We start from the raw sequence: 15,461 nt of genomic DNA, 5'->3' as shown, positions 1-15,461 counted from the left end.
ACCGGGAATGCCGGGCAATGGGGCGGGGCTCGGAGAAGACCGGGGTCGGGGGTTCACAGTGAGCGGCGTGCACGCCGGCGACGGCCGGCTCCGGGGCGGAGTGCGGGTCGAGGTGGTCGCACCCGCCGCGCTGGCCGACCGGGACCTGACCGCCTGGCGGCTGCTGCGCGCCCGCTCCGGCGCCCCCGCCAGCCCCTTCATGGAACCCGAGTTCACCCGCGCCGTGGGCCGGGTCAGACCCGAGGCCCGGGTCGCCGTGCTCCGCCGGGGCGGGGAGCCCGTCGGCTACTTCCCCCACGAGCGCGGCCCGCTCGGCCGGGGCCGGGCCATCGGCATCGGCGTCTCCGACTGCCAGGGCGCGATCCTCGCCCCCGGCCTCGGCCTCACCGCCCGCGAGCTGCTCACCGCCTCCTCGCTGACGACCTGGCGGTTCGACCACCTCGAAGCGGGCCAGGACCTCTTCGCCCCCGCCGCCGCCGAGAGCTTCGACTCCCCGGTGCTCGACCTCCGCGAGGGGTACGAGGCCTACGAGCGGGCCCTGCGCGCCTCCTCGCCCGCCTTTCTGCGCACCACCCGCGCCAAGGAGCGCCGGCTCGAAAGACAGCGCGGCACGGTCCGGTTCGTCCACGACGAGCGCGACCCCGCCGTCCTGCGCACCCTCATGGAGTGGAAGTCGGCCCAGTACCGCCGCACCGGCCGGGGCGACCGCTTCGCCAAGGGGTGGATCAACGAGCTGGCCCGGCTGCTCCACGGGAGCACCGCCCCCGGCTGCTCCGGCGTCCTCTCCGTGCTGTACGCGGCGGACCGCCCCGTCGCCGCCCACTTCGGGCTCCGCTCCCGCACGGTGCTCGCCTACTGGTTCCCGGCGTACGACCCGGAGTTCGCCCGCTACTCGCCGGGGCTGATCCTGCTGCTGCGGATGGCGCAGGCCTCGGCCGCCGCCGGTACCCACCTCCTCGACCTGGGCCGGGGCCCGGCCCGCTACAAGGACTCGCTCAGCACCGGACGGCTCACCGTCCAGGAGGGCTCCGCCACCCGGCCCGGCGTGGGGGCCGCGCTCCACTGGGCCGGCCGCGAACCCGCCCGCCGCGTCCACCGCTTCGTACGGGACCGGCCCAGGCTGGCCGGATACGCCCGGCGGACCCTGAACCACATCGGCAGACTCCGCGCCGGCTGACGGCGGGCGTCCCCCGGGTTCCGGCCCCCGGGTCCCGTCCCCCCGGCCGGGACCGGCCGCCCGGCGTCGCTCACACACCCGAGGAACCATCACATGGACAACCCACCGAAGCCGGGCCCCCTCCAGGTCGCCCAACTCGACCTGGACGGGCCCGAGGGCGCGGTCCTCGCCTTCGGCCCCGCCCTGGCGGACGGCGCGGAGATCGACGGCGGCGACGTCTACGCGCTGATACGGCTGCGGGGCCGGCCCGTCGCCACCCTCGTCTGCCGGATCCCGCCCGGCCGCGCCCCGGCGGACGCCGTGGCCGCCGAGGCCCGCGCCCTGCTCGCCCGCACCCCCGAGGCGGCCCCCGCCTCCGCCGTACCCCCGCCGCCCCCGCCCCGTACCTCCGTCGTCGTCGCCACCCGCGAACGCGCCGAGCGGCTCGCCCGGGCGCTCGACTCGCTGCTCGCCCAGGACCACCCCGACTACGAGATCGTCGTCGTCGACAACGCGCCCACCACCACGGCCACCAGGGACCTGGTCGAGAAGGAGTACGCGGGCCGCGTCCGCTACGTCCGCGAGGACGTCCCCGGCCTCGCCGTCGCCCACAACCGGGGCATCGCGATCGCCGACGGCGAGATCCTCGCCTTCACCGACGACGACGTGATCGCCGACCCGCACTGGCTCACCGCGCTCACCGAACCCTTCGCGGCCGACCCCGGTCTCGGCTGCGCCACCGGACTGATCCTGCCCGCGCGCCTCGGCACCCCCGCCCAGATCCTGCTGGAGAGCCACGGCGGCTTCGCCAAGGGCTTCACCCCCAAGACCTACGACCCGGCCGCCCCGCCCGCCGACGAACCCCTCTTCCCCTTCACCGCCGGCAGCTTCGGCTCCGGGGCGAACATGGCCTTCCGCGCCCGCGCCCTGCGCGACACCGGCGGCTTCGACCCCGCGACCGGCACCGGCACCCCGGCCCGGGGCGGCGACGACCTCTACGCCTTCGTCAGCGTCCTCGCCGCGGGCCACCGCCTCCGCTACACCCCCGGGGCGCTCGTCTGGCACCACCACCGGGAGAGCTGGCGGGACCTGGAGAACCAGGCGTACGGATACGGCGCGGGCCTCACCGCGTACCTCACCGCGCTGCTGGTCCGCCACCCCGCGCTCCTCCCCGCGCTGCTGCGCAAGCTCCCGCGCGGCCTCGCCCACGCCCGGACCATCACGGCCCACCGCGACTTCGGCGCGGCGGCCGTCCCCGGAGCCCACGGAGCACAGGACTACCCCTGGCCGCGCCGGCTCTCACGGCTGGAGCGCCGTGGCATGCTGGCCGGTCCGCTGGGGTACGCGAAAGCCCGCCGCCGGGTCCGGGGCATCAGACCGCCGTGGCACGGCCGTACCGAGTAGGTCGTGTCGTCGAAGTCCCGTCTGCCTGTCGTGCCTCCCCCAGCTACCGCTGGGGGTACCCCCAGGCACGCACTCCCCCTGGGCCGGGCGAAGCCCAGGGGGAGCACCAGACCCCGCCAGACCCTCCCTACGGGAGGACGACGCCACTTCGACGACACTCCCAAGAGGCCCCAGACATGAGCGACGGCAGGGGGGCGGCGACGCCCCAGATCCCCGTACTCCTCTATCACGCCGTCATGGACGATCCACCGGAGTGGATAGCCGAGTTCACCGTCTCCCCCGCGCGGTTCACGGCGCAGCTCGACGCGGTGGCGGCCGGCGGACGCACCCCCGTGACGATCAGCGCGCTGGTGGCCGCCCTCCGGCACGGCGCGGAGCTGCCCGAGCGACCGGTGGTCATCACCTTCGACGACGGCTTCGCCGATCTGCCGTGCTTCACCGCCGAGGCCCTCGCGGAGCGCTCGATGCCCGCGACGGCCTATCTGACCACCGGGGCCATCACCCCGGGCGGGCGCAGTCTGCTGCCCCCCGCGCCGATGATGACGCTCTCCCAGGTCCCGCTGCTGGAGCAGTACGGCATGGAGATCGGCACCCACACGGTGACCCACGCCCAGCTGGACACCCTCCCGGCCGCCGCGCTCCGCCGCGAGCTGCGCGAGCCCAAGGAGGTGCTGGAGCAGCTGCTGGGGCACGAGGTGGCGCATCTGGCCTACCCCCACGGCTACCACAGCCGGGGGGTGCGCCGGGCCGCGCTGCGCGAGGGGTACGCCTCCGCCGTGGCGGTCCGGCACGCCCTCAGCTCGCGGCGGGACGAGGCGTACCGCATCTCCCGGCTGATCGTCCGGCGTACGCACACGGTCGCCGACGTCGAGGCCTGGATGGCGGGGCGCGGGGCCCCCACGGCCCCGCTCCCCACCTCGCCCGCCACCGTCGGCTGGCGGTTCTACCGGCGCGCCCGCGCGGCGGTGAAGGGCGACGTCTTCGCGGGCTGACCGGCCGCCGGGCCTCCGGTCAGCGGTGGGGCTGGCGGAAGTGGGGGTCGGCGGCGGCGGTGGCCAGCGCCCGCCAGGAGGAGTCGCGGGCCAGTGAGAGATCGCAGCCCGGCCCGGGGTCGCGCCAGTTCCACTGGAGCGCGGCCCCCACCCCCTCCAGGGACTTCACCACCCGGGGCACCTCCCGGTACCACTCGGCCTGCGCCCCGGGCTTCGACGGGTCGTCGGCGGTGCCGAACTCCGGCAGCATCATCGGCTTGGTGTCCGAGATGTTCTTCCGGAGCCAGTCGTGCGGCCCGCGCTGGGTCTGTTCGAAGCTCTGCCACTCCGTGTCGTGGCAGCGGAAGTAGTTGTACTGGTTGTAGCCGATCCAGTCGACGTAGTCGTCGCCCGGGTACAGCGCGCGGAACAGCTTCTGGTTGCCCGGGTAGCCGGTGACGTTCCAGACCCAGATCGCGTTGACCGCCCCCAGCTCGCGGAAGCGGTCGTGGATGTGCCGGTGGGCGGCGACGAAGTCGGCCGGGGTGCCGTCCTTGGGGATCCGGGTGTCCATCTCCAGGTCGAAGGAGAGGAAGACCGGCCTGCCGTACTCCTTGACCCGTTTCGCCTGGACGTCGACGACGGCCTTGTCCAGCTTCCCCGCCGCGATCTCCTTCCAGCGCGGCTGCCGGTCCTCGCCGCCGCCCCACCACTTGCTCTCCCAGGACAGCAGCAGCATCCGGTCCCGGCCGACCCGCCGCTCCTGCTCGGTCAGCAGGGTGCCCTCCAGACCGTCCCCGCCCCGGGACATGTCGTGGTACGTGTAGACGATGTCCAGCCTGCGGCCGAGGCGCTTCTCGTACGCGAGGACCTTCTCCTCCAGATCGGGCTTGTCGTGCCGGACGTACGCGCCGAACCAGGCCCCGCACGGCGGCACCAGGAGATCGGTCGGCGCGCACCGGGGGGCGGCGGACGGGCCGTCGTCGTCGCCGGTGAACTGCGGTACGGCGAGGACGGCGGCGAGCAGCGCCCCGGCGACGGCGGCGGGCAGCGCCCACGGCGGCCTGCGGCGGCGGCTCGGGGATCCGGACATCGTGATCAGCCTTTCCGCAGGCGGGGGGCGCAGGCGGCGGCCGTGGCCAGGAGGGTGAGCGCGAGCAGGACGCGCGGGCCGCTGAAGGCCTGGGCGGCGATCAGCGCGGTGGCGCAGACGACGGCCGCGCTCAGACTCAGCCCCACGGCCAGGACCAGCCGCTCGATCCGGTCGGAGTCCCGCTCGAAGCCCTCGTCCCAGCTCTCGGCCGGGCCGAGGGCGCGGTGCCCGCCCAGCGCGGGGCCGCAGAACGCCAGCAGGGCGGCCCCGGGGCCCAGCAGCAGGAAGAGCGCGACCGGCGCGACCCGTATCGGCGATCCGGCGGGCAGTGCGGTGGCGGCGAGCGCCAGCCAGCCCGCGAGGGGCGGCAGTGCGCGGAGGGCGAGTGTCACGGGGTCCCCTTCCCAGGGCCTTCGGCGGGCGGCGACGTGAGCCGGAAGACCGTTCCGGCGCTGTTGCGGCCGACCTCCTCGAAGAGCGGCGAGGACGCCACCGAGCGCTCGATGCGCCGCAGCTCCTCGCCGGTGAGCATGCCGTTCATCTCGGAGTTGGCGATCTGTCCCCGGGTGAGCAGCAGATACCCGCGCGCGGGGGCCGCCACCCCGCTCATGTCCCGGGCCAGGGTGCCCGCCGGGTCCTTGAGGATCTTGTCGACATGCTCCCTGGCGTCGTCCAGGAACCAGTAGTGGCCGACGTCCCAGTACGCGGCGTACGCGAGCGGGTAGTTGCGGTGCGCGGCGACCACCAGCGAGCCCTTGGGGGCCTGCTCGAACAACCCCCGCACCAGCGAGACCTCCTCCGGCGGGAAGTAGCTCAGCCGGTCCTTGCCCGAGTAGCTCGGCACGAACAGCGCGGTCAGCGTCAGCAGCACCACCGGCGGGGCCACCGCGTACCACACCCCCGTCGCCGGGCGCGGGGCTCCGGCGCCGTCCGGCTCGGCGGCCAGCGGCCGGGCCGGGGGCAGCAGCGCGGCGGCGGCGAAGAAGCAGAGCGCGGGCAGCATGAACATCAGCACCCGGAAGATCATTTCGCTGCCGTAGTCATTGGCGACCGCCATCAGCAGCGGCACCCCGGCCAGCAGCAGCAGCGGTCTGGCGCGGTGGCGCAGCAGCTTCCCGCCGCGCAGTACGCCCACGGCGGCCAGCAGCACCACCCCGGCGGAGAGCAGCCGCGCGGTCCAGGAGACCACCAGCGCCCCGGTGCCGGTCGGGGTCGCCCCGTACCCGGTCTCCAGATTGTCGGCCACCTTCCCGAAGGAGCTGATCATGTCGGGCACCGCCTCCCTGAGGAACGGCAGCGACGCGGTCAGATTCCAGGCGAGGAAGACCACGATCAGCGCGAGCAGCAGGGTCCAGTCCCGGTAGCGCCGCATCAGCGCGAGCGCGGCCAGCCCCACCGCCAGCATCACCGGGGTGAGCTGGTGCGCGATGACGATGGCGGCGATCAGCGGTACGAGCAGGGCGAACCACACCAGCTGCCGGGAGCGGCGGCCGGGCGCGGGGCGCTCGGCCCGGCGCAGCGCGACGGCGACGACGCCCAGATAGAGCGCGAAGGCGAGCGACTGCGGCGAGAAGTAGTCCTGGCCCACCCAGTTGGCGACGTAGAACAGCCAGACGGCGGTCCAGATCAGCCTGCGGTCCTGGGTGAAGGTCCGGTAGATCAGCAGCAGCGGCGCGAGCAGCAGCAGCGAGGAGATCAGCGGCCACCAGGCCATGAAGGCCAGCGCGTTCTCCGCCCCGGTGAGCCGCACCAGCGCGGCCTGCGCCGCGAAGAAGCCGGGCCACTGGTCGTACACGGCCATGTCGCCCAGCTCTTCGCCGCGCTGGAGCCGGCCGGCGGTCAGCAGATGCTCGATCACCGCGTCGTGCTTCCACGCCCACGCGTAGAGCGGGGTGGGGTAGACCGCCGCCTGGGTGGCGCGCTCCATCACCAGCAGGACCAGGGTGTACGCGAGCGGCCACCGGTTGCCGCGCGCCGGGTCCCGCACACAGAACCAGAAGCCGACGGTGAGCACCGCCAGACCGGCCCAGAAGACGGCGGGGAGTTCGGCCAGGAGTCCGTAGTCGCTCAGATCGGAGACGTCCGTGAGCGACACCGCGACCGCCCACAGCGCCATCGCGACCACCGGTGGGGCCGCGAGCAGCGCGAGGCTCCGGCGGCGGGCCCGGCCGGCCGGCCCGCCGGGGGCCGGGGGCCCGGGGTCAGGGGCAGTCTTCTCCCCGGTGGGTCCGGATCTCCCGGAATCGGTGGCCGGCTGTTGCACGCTTCACCCCAGGTGGCTCAGTTCCTCGACGGAGCGGTCCGCGCCCCGCGTATCCAGACGAAGGCCGCCGCGCAGACGAGGGCCAGTGCCAGCGGCAGCGCGACCGGGGCCAGCGGGCGCTGGAGCGCCCAGCCGCAGACGGTGAGCAGCCAGAGCGCGCCCCACCGGGCGGCGACCTGCAGCCCCGTGCCGCGCGCGATCGCCAACACCGCGAGCAGGGCGATCGCCTGACAGAGGGTCGGCAGCCAGCGCAGCAGCGGTTCGGGGCCCGCCGGCCCCCCGGCGGCGGCCAGGAACCCCGCGGGCCCCTCGTACCACGCGCCGTCCACCGGTTCCGGTTCCCAGCCGAGCGCCGCCGGGGCGGCGTGCAGCGAGACGAAGGTGACCAGCAGCAGCGCGCCCAGCAGCGCGGGGCGCGGGCGCAGCAGCGACAGGGCGGCGCTCTGCGCCACGATCAGCAGCACCCCCGCCGTGACGGTGACCGGCGGCAGCGCCCGGATCAGTCCGGCGCCCGAGAGCCGGTGGAGCGCGATGTCGGGCACGCTCAGCAGCGGCCCCCAGAACAGCGCGGCGGCCAGGGCGAGCAGCAGCCACAGCGCCATCGCGATCCGGCTCTCGGAGGCGGCGGGACCGGCCCGCTCACCCTCCTGGTCCGGGCCGGTGGCCGGGAGATACACCGGGATGCCGAGGGCGGGGGTGGTGTTGTCGTGCGCGCCGCGCAGATACGCGGCCCGCCGCGCCCAGTCCGCCCCGTACTGCCGGGCGTACTCCTCGGCCGCCTCCCGCCGTTCGGCCGCCTTGCGCGCCCAGGTGGTGCCGTACTCGACCGGCTCCTCCCGGCCCCGCCACCGCCACCGGCGCAGCAGCGCGGCCGGCCGGGAGGGGCCGGGCTCACGGCCGGCGAGGGCGGCGTGCAGACCGGGCGCGGAGACCAGCGCCATCAGGGTCATCGACCCGAGCATCGCCCAGCCCGCGCCCGCGATCCCGGTCGGTCCCAGCAGCAGCGCGGCGCTGCCCAGCACCAGGGCGCACATCGCGCTCTGGAGCGCGGCGAGCATCCCCGTACGCCCCTGGACGCGCAGCACCCCGATGTACAGCTCGACGACCACGCGCGGCAGCGCGGCGGCGGCCAGCAGCCGCAGCACGGTGGTGCCGTTCTCGGCGTACGCGGTCCCGAAGGGCGCGAGGATCTGCGGCGCGAAGACCACCAGCACCAGCACCACCGGCACCAGCAGCACGGCCATCCGGCGCAGCGCCCCGCGCACCCCGGCGGCCAGGGTCTCGGGGCTGTGGGAGGCGTGGGCGGTGAGGGAGGAGGCCATGTTGATGGCCATGAACTCCATCGTGCCGCCGACGGTGTAGGCGATGTAGAAGAAGCCGTTGTCGGCCGCGTCGAAGCGGACGGCGATCATCACCGGCAGCAGGTTGATCATCGCCAGCGAGAAGAGCGCGCCGGCCGAGTCCCCGGCGAGGAAGCGGCCGATCTCCCTCGTCGAGGGCGGTTCGCGGTCGCGGTCGGCGGCGCTCTGGCCGGGGATGAGCCTGCGGAAGATCAGCCAGGCCAGCGGCAGCACCGACAGGGCCATCGCGGCGGCCCAGGAGACGAAGATGCCGAGCACGGGCAGGGCCGTCGCGAACGCGGCGAGCATCAGCAGCTTGCCGAGGGAGAAGACGGCGTTGCCCACCGGCACCCAGACGGCCTTGCGCAGTCCGGTCAGCACCCCGTCCTGGAGGGTCAGCAGCGCCCAGCCGACACAGGCCGCGATGAAGAAGAGCCCCGGCCAGAGCCCGTCGAGGGGCTCGTAGGAGGAGCCCCAGAGATCGAGGGTGAGGAGGAAGACGACGGAGGCCAGCGTGACCACCAGCGAACTGGCCAGATAGGTGCGCCACACCAGCGGGCCGGTGGCGCGCCCGGCCCGGGGGACGTAGCGCACGACCGCGCCGATCATCGTGGTCGCGGTGATCGAGGCGAGCAGCCGCATGGCGGCGATGGCGGCGGAGCCCTCGCCGACGGCCTCCTTGGAGTAGTAGCGGGCGGCGACCAGCCAGAAGCCGAGGCCGAGCGCGGCGGAGACGCCGGTGGAGAGCATCAGGGCATAGGCGTTGCGGAACATGGAGTCGCCGCCGCTCTCCTCTTCCTCGGGGAGTGCGGCGGGTTCGACGCCGGTGCCGGTGCTCAGCGGCTCGGGCTGCTCGGACGGCTCGGACGGCTCGGACGGCTCGGGCTGCTCGGACGGCTCGCGCAGCCGGATCAGCTCAGCCACCGGTGACCCGGATGTTCTGGTGCGCGGACGCCGTCGCGGGCGTGCGACGGCATGACGGTACGGACACGCGTTCTCTGCCCACGCGCCGGCGCACCAGCTCTTCCCTCGCTGTGCGCACGGCCGGGCAGCCCTCCCCACGAGCCATTTTCTCCCCCCAACGGGCCCCCGCTCAATGTGAACCAGTCGCTCCGGCCCGTCAATTACGCGGAAGGGCCCCTTCCTTGGCGGAAAGGGCCCGGTCGCGGCGGGTGCCGAGGGGGGTTCGGCGGGGGGTCGGTCACTCGGCCGGGGTGAGGCCTTTCCGCAGCTTGATCAGGGTGCGGGAGAGCAGCCGGGACACCTGCATCTGGGAGATGCCCAGCTCTTCGCCGATGTCCGACTGCGTCATGCCGGCCACGAAACGGAGGGAGAGAATTTTACGGTCCCGTGGTGCGAGGCTTGCGATCAAGGGCTTGAGGGAGACGATGTTCTCGATGCCTTCGAGCCCGTCGTCCTCGTATCCGATGCGGTCCGCGAGGGTGGCGTCCGCGCCCTCGCCGCCCTCCTCGCCCCGGGTGCGCGCGTCGAGCGAGCCCGCGGTGTAGGCGTTGCTCGCGACCATGCCCTCGACCACCTCGTCCTCGCCGATGCCCAGATGGGCGGCGAGTTCGGCGACGGTGGGAGAGCGGTCGAGGTGCTGGGCGAGGTCGTCGGTGGCGCGCGCCAGTTCCAGGCGCAGTTCCTGGAGTCTGCGGGGGACCCGGACCGACCAGCTGGTGTCCCGGAAGAAGCGCTTGATCTCGCCGATCACGGTCGGCATCGCGAAGGTGGGGAACTCGACGCCCCGGCTGAGGTCGAAGCGGTCGATCGCCTTGATCAGGCCGATGGTGCCGACCTGGATGATGTCCTCCATCGGCTCGCTCCGGCCGCGGAAGCGGGCGGCGGCGAACTTGACCAGCGCGAGGTTCAGTTCCACCAGGGTGTTGCGGACGTACGCGTGCTCGTGGGTGCCTTCTTCGAGGAGTTCGAGGCGCTCGAAGAGGGTCTTCGAGAGCGCTCTCGCGTTCAGCGCTCCGGGCTCCCGGTCCGGACTCCCGTCCGGGACGGCGCTCTCGTCCGGGGCGGCGTTTGTCGTGTGGTCCTGCGGGTAGCGGTGTCGGGACGCGTCGGTGGCGGGTACGGGGGCCGGCCGGGGTGACATGGGTCTCCTCCATCGTTCTCGGCACATGGCTGCCGATGCCGTGCATGCGCTGCGGTGAGCGGCGCCTCCAAGCCGGTCGTGTGGTGGACGGGTTTTTCTGTGCCCTACCAGCCCTACCTGTTTTCGACGGCCCGTTGCAAGTGGCATTTGCCGGATATGGCCGGTTTCTGAGGGGGTTCCACTGGCCCGCCCGCGCCCGGAAGGCGTAATGTTCTGCGGAAGTCGCGGTGAGAGCCACCGGGTGAACCACCCCGGGTCCGCCGCGTCGGACAGGTCACAACAGAGGCATGAAACGGCGAAGAGGAACGGGCATGGACCGCGGGACGGCCGGCAGCGCGAATCGTGGCCGGCTTCAGGTCGGGGTTCGGACCGAGGGCCTGAGCGAAGTCGTGAAACCGGCGGGTGAACTCGATCACCATACGGCCGCGTTGCTGAGCGAGCCCCTGGACCAGGCGCTCGCGCAGGGGCGCTCCCGGCTGGTGGTGGACTGTTCGGAGCTGGAGTTCTGCGACTCGACCGGACTGAACGTACTCCTCGGCGCGCGGCTCAAGGCCGAAGCGGCCGGGGGCGGCGTCCACTTGGCCGGGTTGCTGCCCGTGGTGGCACGGGTGCTGGAGATCACCGGGGCGGAGGCGGTTTTCACCGTCCACCGCTCGGTGGAAGAGGCCCTGTCCGTCTGACACGGACGTGACGGAGGTCTCGGGGGCGGCCGGGGGGATTCCGCCGAGGGCGCGTGATGGGTGTCGTCGTCACGTGTCAGGGCAGGAGAACCCCGCGAGCCCGCGCGGAGGGCCGGATGTACCGGCACTCCGCTGTGTGGTGAACGCGGGAAGCGGCGGTGACGCCGGTGTCAATCACGACTGGTGAATCGGTGAGGTGAAGCGCTGATGAGCACCACCCGGCCGCAGTCGGGCGAACTCGGCCCCGAGCCGAATGGCGTACTCGGGGGCCTTCCCCCCGGCACGCCCGGGGGACCGGTGCGCAGCCTTGCCCTGGGTAGCGCCAGCGGAATCGTCCCGCTCGCCCGCGACTTCACCCGCCAGGCGCTCTACGACTGGGGGTGGCTGCCCGCCGCCACGGCCGACCGCCGGGCCGCCGCCGAGGACGTACTGCTGGTCGTCTCCGAGCTGGTCACCAACGCCTGTCTGCACGCCGAGGGCCCGGACGAGCTGAAGGTCGGCTGCGACGGCAAGGTGCTGCGCCTGGAGGTCTCCGACCGGGGCGCGGGCCAGCCCGCGCCGCGCACCCCGCACCGCGCCGGACGCCCCGGGGGCCACGGCATGTTCATCGTCCAGCGGCTCTGTCTCGACTGGGGCGTCGTCAGGGTGCCCGGCGCGCCCGGCAAGACGGTCTGGGCGGAACTCGCCGCGCCCGGATAGCCCCGGGCCCGGAGGCCCCGGGCCTTCCCCGTCGGGAGAGGAGCACGCCGAACCGGCGTGCTCTTTGTCTTCCCTCCGTGCGGCCCCCGGCGTACCTTGAGCGCTCGATCTGATGAGCCGTCAGCTATGGGCGGCTTCCGGCCGAGGGGAGCGCTCAGGTGGGACACCGGAGAGGGACGGCTCTCGCGCTCGCGGCGGCGACGGCGGGCCCGGCGCTGCTGTTCGCCGCCCCGGCCGCGCGGGCGGCCGTGGTGGACGTCGAGTACAAGTGCCAGACGCCGATCGGGGTGAAGACCGCGGTCTCGCCGATCGACATCGAGGCGGTCCGGAGCGGCGACTCCTACCGGCTGACGATGTCCTTCCGGAAGGGCGTCTCGTCCAGCCCGGTGGAGCTGGGCAAGGGCGCGATGACCCCCAGCGCGCGCATCGACCTGGGCGGCGCGGAGTCGGGCGCGGTGGCGGTCTCCGGCCCCGCGAACACGGAGGCGATCCCGCCCGACACCCCCATAAAGATCAGCGACCTCTCGGGCACGTACACGCCGAAGAAGAGCGGCGAGGTCACCTTCACCGCCGGAGTGCTCACCATCAAGGCACTCGGCACGACGACCACCTGCACACCGCAGAACGACCCCGGGCCCTCGCTGAGACTGACGGTGACGGGCACGGGCTCCGACTCCGGCGGTTCGGATTCCGGCGGTTCGGATTCCGGGGGCTCGGATTCCGGGGGATCAGGCTCCGGAGGGTCCGGCTCCGGCGGCTCGGGCTCCGAGGAGGAGCTTCCCAAGACCGGCCCGCTCGACTCCGCCGCCGCGCTCGGCACCCTCGGCGGCACGGTGCTGCTCGCCGGAGCCGCCGGGGTGCTCTGGCTGACCCGGCGCGACGGCGGCCGACGGGCCGCGGACTGACGATGGGCGAGACGGACACGGGGCCGGGCCGCCGGACGCCCCGGCCCCTCGCGCGGCGGCGGTGCCCGCGCCCGCTCGCCCTGCTCCTCCTCCCGCTGCTCGCCGCGGCCCCCGCCGCACCGGCGACGGCGGCCGACGGCGGACCGGAGACCGCCCTCTCCCGGCAGCGCGCCGCCCCGGGCGAGGAGATCACCGTCAGCGGCGGCGGCTGGCGGCCCGGGGCCCTGCTGACGCTGCTCCTCTGCGGACAGAACATGATCGGCGGCACCAACAGCTGCGCCAACGCCGAGGGCCGAGCCGTCACCGCCGACGCCCGGGGCTCCTTCAGCCGGAAGCTGCCGGTGGCGAAGCCCCCCGTACCCTGCCCCTGCGTCGTCCACGCCGCGACCGTCACCGGCGACCGCGCCGCCCGGGACGCCCCCTTCGCCGTCGCGGGCCACCCCACCGCCCCGCTGCCCCGGCCCGCCGGCGGGAAGCTCGCCGTCCTGACCGTCCCCCGGCTCGAAGGCGAGTCCGGGATCCTCGTCCTCTTCGGCGCGCCCCCCTCCCGGCGGCTCGCCCTCACGGTCGGCAACCTCGGCACCGCCCCGGTGACCGACCCCGTCCTCCGCCTCGGCACGGCGCACGGCGTCTACGCGCCCCAGTGGCAGGAGCGCCGCTGGCGCGGCACCGTGCAGCCCGGCGAGAAGGCCCGGGTCACCCTCCCCGTGGAGCTGCCCGCCGGGGCGTACGGCGACTACCGGCTCTCCCTGAGGCACGGCGGCCGGACCCTGCTCACCCACCCCTGGGACGTGCCCCGCCCCTGGGGCGTCACCGTCTTCTGGATCCTCCTCGCCCTCGTCGTACCGGCGGCCCTCTTCCGCGCCGCCACCGCCGCCCTCGACCGGATCCGGCCTCCCTAAGAGACGAGCGGGTACGGGAAAGGCCCGCCGCGCCGGTGGGGACCGGTACGGCGGGCCTTCCCCGAGTTCAGGAGCCCCTGGGCTCCCGGACCGGGGCGGGCGTCAGTGGACGCCGCCCATGAGGGCCTTGACCTTCCGCCGCCACATGAAGATGGCGACACCCGCGAGCGCGGCGATCACACCCTGGCTGGCGAACCAGCCCTGGGTGTCCGTCGGCGCTCCGAGCAGCTGGAGCAGCGCGATCACCGAGTTGCCCGCGGTCAGCGCGAGGAACCAGACGCCCATCATCTGCGCGGCGTACTTCTGCGGGGCCAGCTTGGTCGTCAGCGACAGCCCGACCGGGGAGAGGCACAGCTCACCGACGGTCTGCATGAAGTAGACCGAGACCAGCCACATCGGGGAGACCTTGGCGTCGCCGGCCGCGAGGCCCTGCGCCACCATCATCACGCCGAAGGAGCCGCCGACCAGCACCAGCGCCAGGGCGAACTTCGAGAGCGTGCTCGGCTCGCGGTTCCGCTTGAAGAGCGCCACCCACAGCATGGCGAAGACGGGCGCGAGCGCCATCACGAAGAGCGGGTTCAGCGACTGGAACCAGGTCGTCGGGAACTCGAAGCCGAAGAGCGTGGACTCGGTGTCGTTCTTCGCGAAGAGCGACAGCACCGAACCGGTCTGGTCGTAGATCGCCCAGAACGCGGCGGCGGCGACGAAGAACCAGATGTAGCCCGTCATCCGCGAGCGCTCCACCACCGACAGGTCCTTGTCCCGCTTGATGCGGAACAGGTACCAGGACGGCAGCAGCAGACCCAGGACCGTCAGCGGCCACAGCACCCAGTCCAGGGTGAACACACCGGCCAGGCCGACGATGGCGTACGCGGCGACCGCGACGCCCAGCCAGATCAGCGCCCTGCGGATCAGACCCGAGCGCTCCTCGGCGGTCAGCGGCGAGGGAACCACGCTGGACTCGGGCGCGAGGTTGCGGAAGCCCAGGAAGTAGAAGAGCAGACCGAGCGCCATGCCGACACCGGCCATCGCGAAGCCCAGGTGCCAGTCGATCTTCTGACCGACCCAGCCGATCGTCAGCGGGGCGACGAAGGCACCGAGGTTGATGCCCATGTAGAAGATCGTGAAGCCGCCGTCGCGACGCGGGTCGTTCTTGTCCGAGTAGAGCTGGCCGACCATCGTGGAGATGTTGGCCTTGAGCAGACCCGAGCCGACCGCGATGAACGCCAGACCGATGAAGAACGACGCACTCGCCGGCACCGCCAGCAGGAAGTGACCGGTCATGATGATCACGCCGGCGATGGCCGTCGCCTTGCGCGCGCCCCACACCCGGTCGCCGAGCCAGCCGCCGGGAAGGGCGAGCAGGTACACCATGGCGTTGTAGACGGAGTAGATCGCGACCGCGGTCGCGTCCTTCATGCCGAGTCCGCCGTCGGCCACATTGGTCGACAGGTAGAGCACGAGCAGAGCGCGCATGCCGTAGAAGCTGTACCGCTCCCACATCTCGGTCATGAACAGATTGGCCAGGCCGCGGGGGTGGCCGAGGAAGGTCTTCTCGCCGGCCGCAGGGCCGGCCGAATCCTTCGTCAGGCTTGACGCCATGGTCGTTCCTTGCTGTCGGGACGCGCTGCTTCGATGAGCGGTACGCGCCCGGTGGGGGTGACCGGCACCGATCCGGAAGCAGCCCCACCCCACGCCTGAGGGGTTCGCCCCCGGCATGCGCCGAGGGCGGAGGAGATGTCCGAACCGGGATCCACGCCCCGGGGCGTCATTGCGCCCGGGGCCCGGCCCACAGGTCATTCACTGTCGGGTGCGGGTCCGGAATCTCCGGCCCCGCGCACAGAAGAGACCCCTGGCCGCGCTGCCGCTGCTCTCGCTTCTCGCGCGGCAGGCCAAAGGTCTACGTGTAGTGCTACAGGCGTACTCGACACCATACGACACGAC

13 protein-coding genes are annotated in these 15,461 nt (G+C 73.4%); 7 read left to right on the top strand and 6 right to left on the bottom strand.

The features are described 5' to 3' along the window. The first annotated feature begins 100 nt into the window (after positions 1-100). The 3 genes from ABD371_RS00240 (at position 101) to ABD371_RS00230 (ending at position 3,552) form a co-directional block, all read left to right on the top strand. The gene (locus ABD371_RS00240; protein WP_344472127.1) at positions 101-1,177 is read left to right on the top strand and encodes a GNAT family N-acetyltransferase; all 1,077 of its coding nucleotides are present in this window, start codon (positions 101-103) and stop codon (positions 1,175-1,177) included. Positions 1,178-1,270: 93 nt separating this feature from the next. Then, positions 1,271-2,560: a glycosyltransferase family 2 protein gene (locus ABD371_RS00235; protein WP_344471281.1), complete on the top strand. Its 1,290-nt coding sequence runs from the start codon at positions 1,271-1,273 to the stop codon at positions 2,558-2,560. A gap of 176 nt (positions 2,561-2,736) precedes the next feature. Further along, complete coding sequence (locus ABD371_RS00230; RefSeq protein ID WP_344471278.1) at positions 2,737-3,552, top strand: polysaccharide deacetylase family protein; 816 nt, start codon at positions 2,737-2,739, stop codon at positions 3,550-3,552. A 19-nt stretch (positions 3,553-3,571) separates the two neighbouring features. On the opposite strand, the gene ABD371_RS00225 is transcribed toward ABD371_RS00230, so the two are convergent. The 5 genes from ABD371_RS00225 to ABD371_RS00205 all read right to left on the bottom strand — a co-directional run bounded on the left by ABD371_RS00225 (position 3,572) and on the right by ABD371_RS00205 (position 10,331). After that, the gene (locus ABD371_RS00225; protein WP_344471275.1) at positions 3,572-4,624 is read right to left on the bottom strand and encodes a glycoside hydrolase family 26 protein; all 1,053 of its coding nucleotides are present in this window, start codon (positions 4,622-4,624) and stop codon (positions 3,572-3,574) included. Between the two features lie 5 nt (positions 4,625-4,629). After that, complete coding sequence (locus ABD371_RS00220; RefSeq protein ID WP_344471272.1) at positions 4,630-5,016, bottom strand: hypothetical protein; 387 nt, start codon at positions 5,014-5,016, stop codon at positions 4,630-4,632. Next, positions 5,013-6,740: a glycosyltransferase gene (locus ABD371_RS00215; RefSeq protein WP_344471268.1), complete on the bottom strand. Its 1,728-nt coding sequence runs from the start codon at positions 6,738-6,740 to the stop codon at positions 5,013-5,015. The genes ABD371_RS00220 and ABD371_RS00215 overlap by 4 nt, the downstream gene beginning before the upstream one ends. A 164-nt stretch (positions 6,741-6,904) precedes the next feature. Further along, the gene (locus ABD371_RS00210) at positions 6,905-9,151 is read right to left on the bottom strand and encodes a lipopolysaccharide biosynthesis protein (protein ID WP_344471265.1); all 2,247 of its coding nucleotides are present in this window, start codon (positions 9,149-9,151) and stop codon (positions 6,905-6,907) included. Positions 9,152-9,428: 277 nt separating this feature from the next. Then, positions 9,429-10,331 carry an RNA polymerase sigma factor SigF gene (locus ABD371_RS00205; RefSeq protein ID WP_344471262.1) on the bottom strand — a complete coding sequence of 301 codons (903 nt, stop codon included), beginning with the start codon at positions 10,329-10,331 and terminating at the stop codon, positions 9,429-9,431. A 311-nt stretch (positions 10,332-10,642) separates the two neighbouring features. Here ABD371_RS00205 and ABD371_RS00200 point away from each other — a divergent pair, with 311 nt between their 5' ends. The 4 genes from ABD371_RS00200 to ABD371_RS00185 all read left to right on the top strand — a co-directional run bounded on the left by ABD371_RS00200 (position 10,643) and on the right by ABD371_RS00185 (position 13,517). Further along, positions 10,643-11,011, top strand: coding sequence for an STAS domain-containing protein (locus ABD371_RS00200; protein WP_344471259.1), 369 nt, complete (start codon positions 10,643-10,645; stop codon positions 11,009-11,011). Between the two features lie 207 nt (positions 11,012-11,218). Then, complete coding sequence (locus tag ABD371_RS00195) at positions 11,219-11,710, top strand: ATP-binding protein (RefSeq protein ID WP_344471256.1); 492 nt, start codon at positions 11,219-11,221, stop codon at positions 11,708-11,710. A gap of 158 nt (positions 11,711-11,868) precedes the next feature. Continuing rightward, positions 11,869-12,615, top strand: a complete 747-nt coding sequence (locus ABD371_RS00190; protein WP_344471253.1) for a peptidase — start codon at positions 11,869-11,871, stop codon at positions 12,613-12,615. Positions 12,616-12,617: 2 nt separating this feature from the next. Beyond that, positions 12,618-13,517 (top strand): neocarzinostatin apoprotein domain-containing protein, encoded by a 900-nt coding sequence (locus tag ABD371_RS00185; protein WP_381735126.1) that lies wholly within the window; start codon positions 12,618-12,620, stop codon positions 13,515-13,517. A gap of 102 nt (positions 13,518-13,619) precedes the next feature. On the opposite strand, the gene ABD371_RS00180 is transcribed toward ABD371_RS00185, so the two are convergent. Continuing rightward, positions 13,620-15,119 (bottom strand): peptide MFS transporter, encoded by a 1,500-nt coding sequence (locus tag ABD371_RS00180; RefSeq protein WP_344471250.1) that lies wholly within the window; start codon positions 15,117-15,119, stop codon positions 13,620-13,622. Positions 15,120-15,461 lie beyond the last annotated feature (342 nt).

The organism is Streptomyces amakusaensis, from assembly GCF_039532665.1.
Taxonomy (GTDB): Bacteria; Actinomycetota; Actinomycetes; order Streptomycetales; family Streptomycetaceae; genus Streptomyces; species Streptomyces amakusaensis.
Note: the sequence above shows the minus strand (reverse complement) of the source record. Positions and strands in the feature narration are given on the sequence as shown.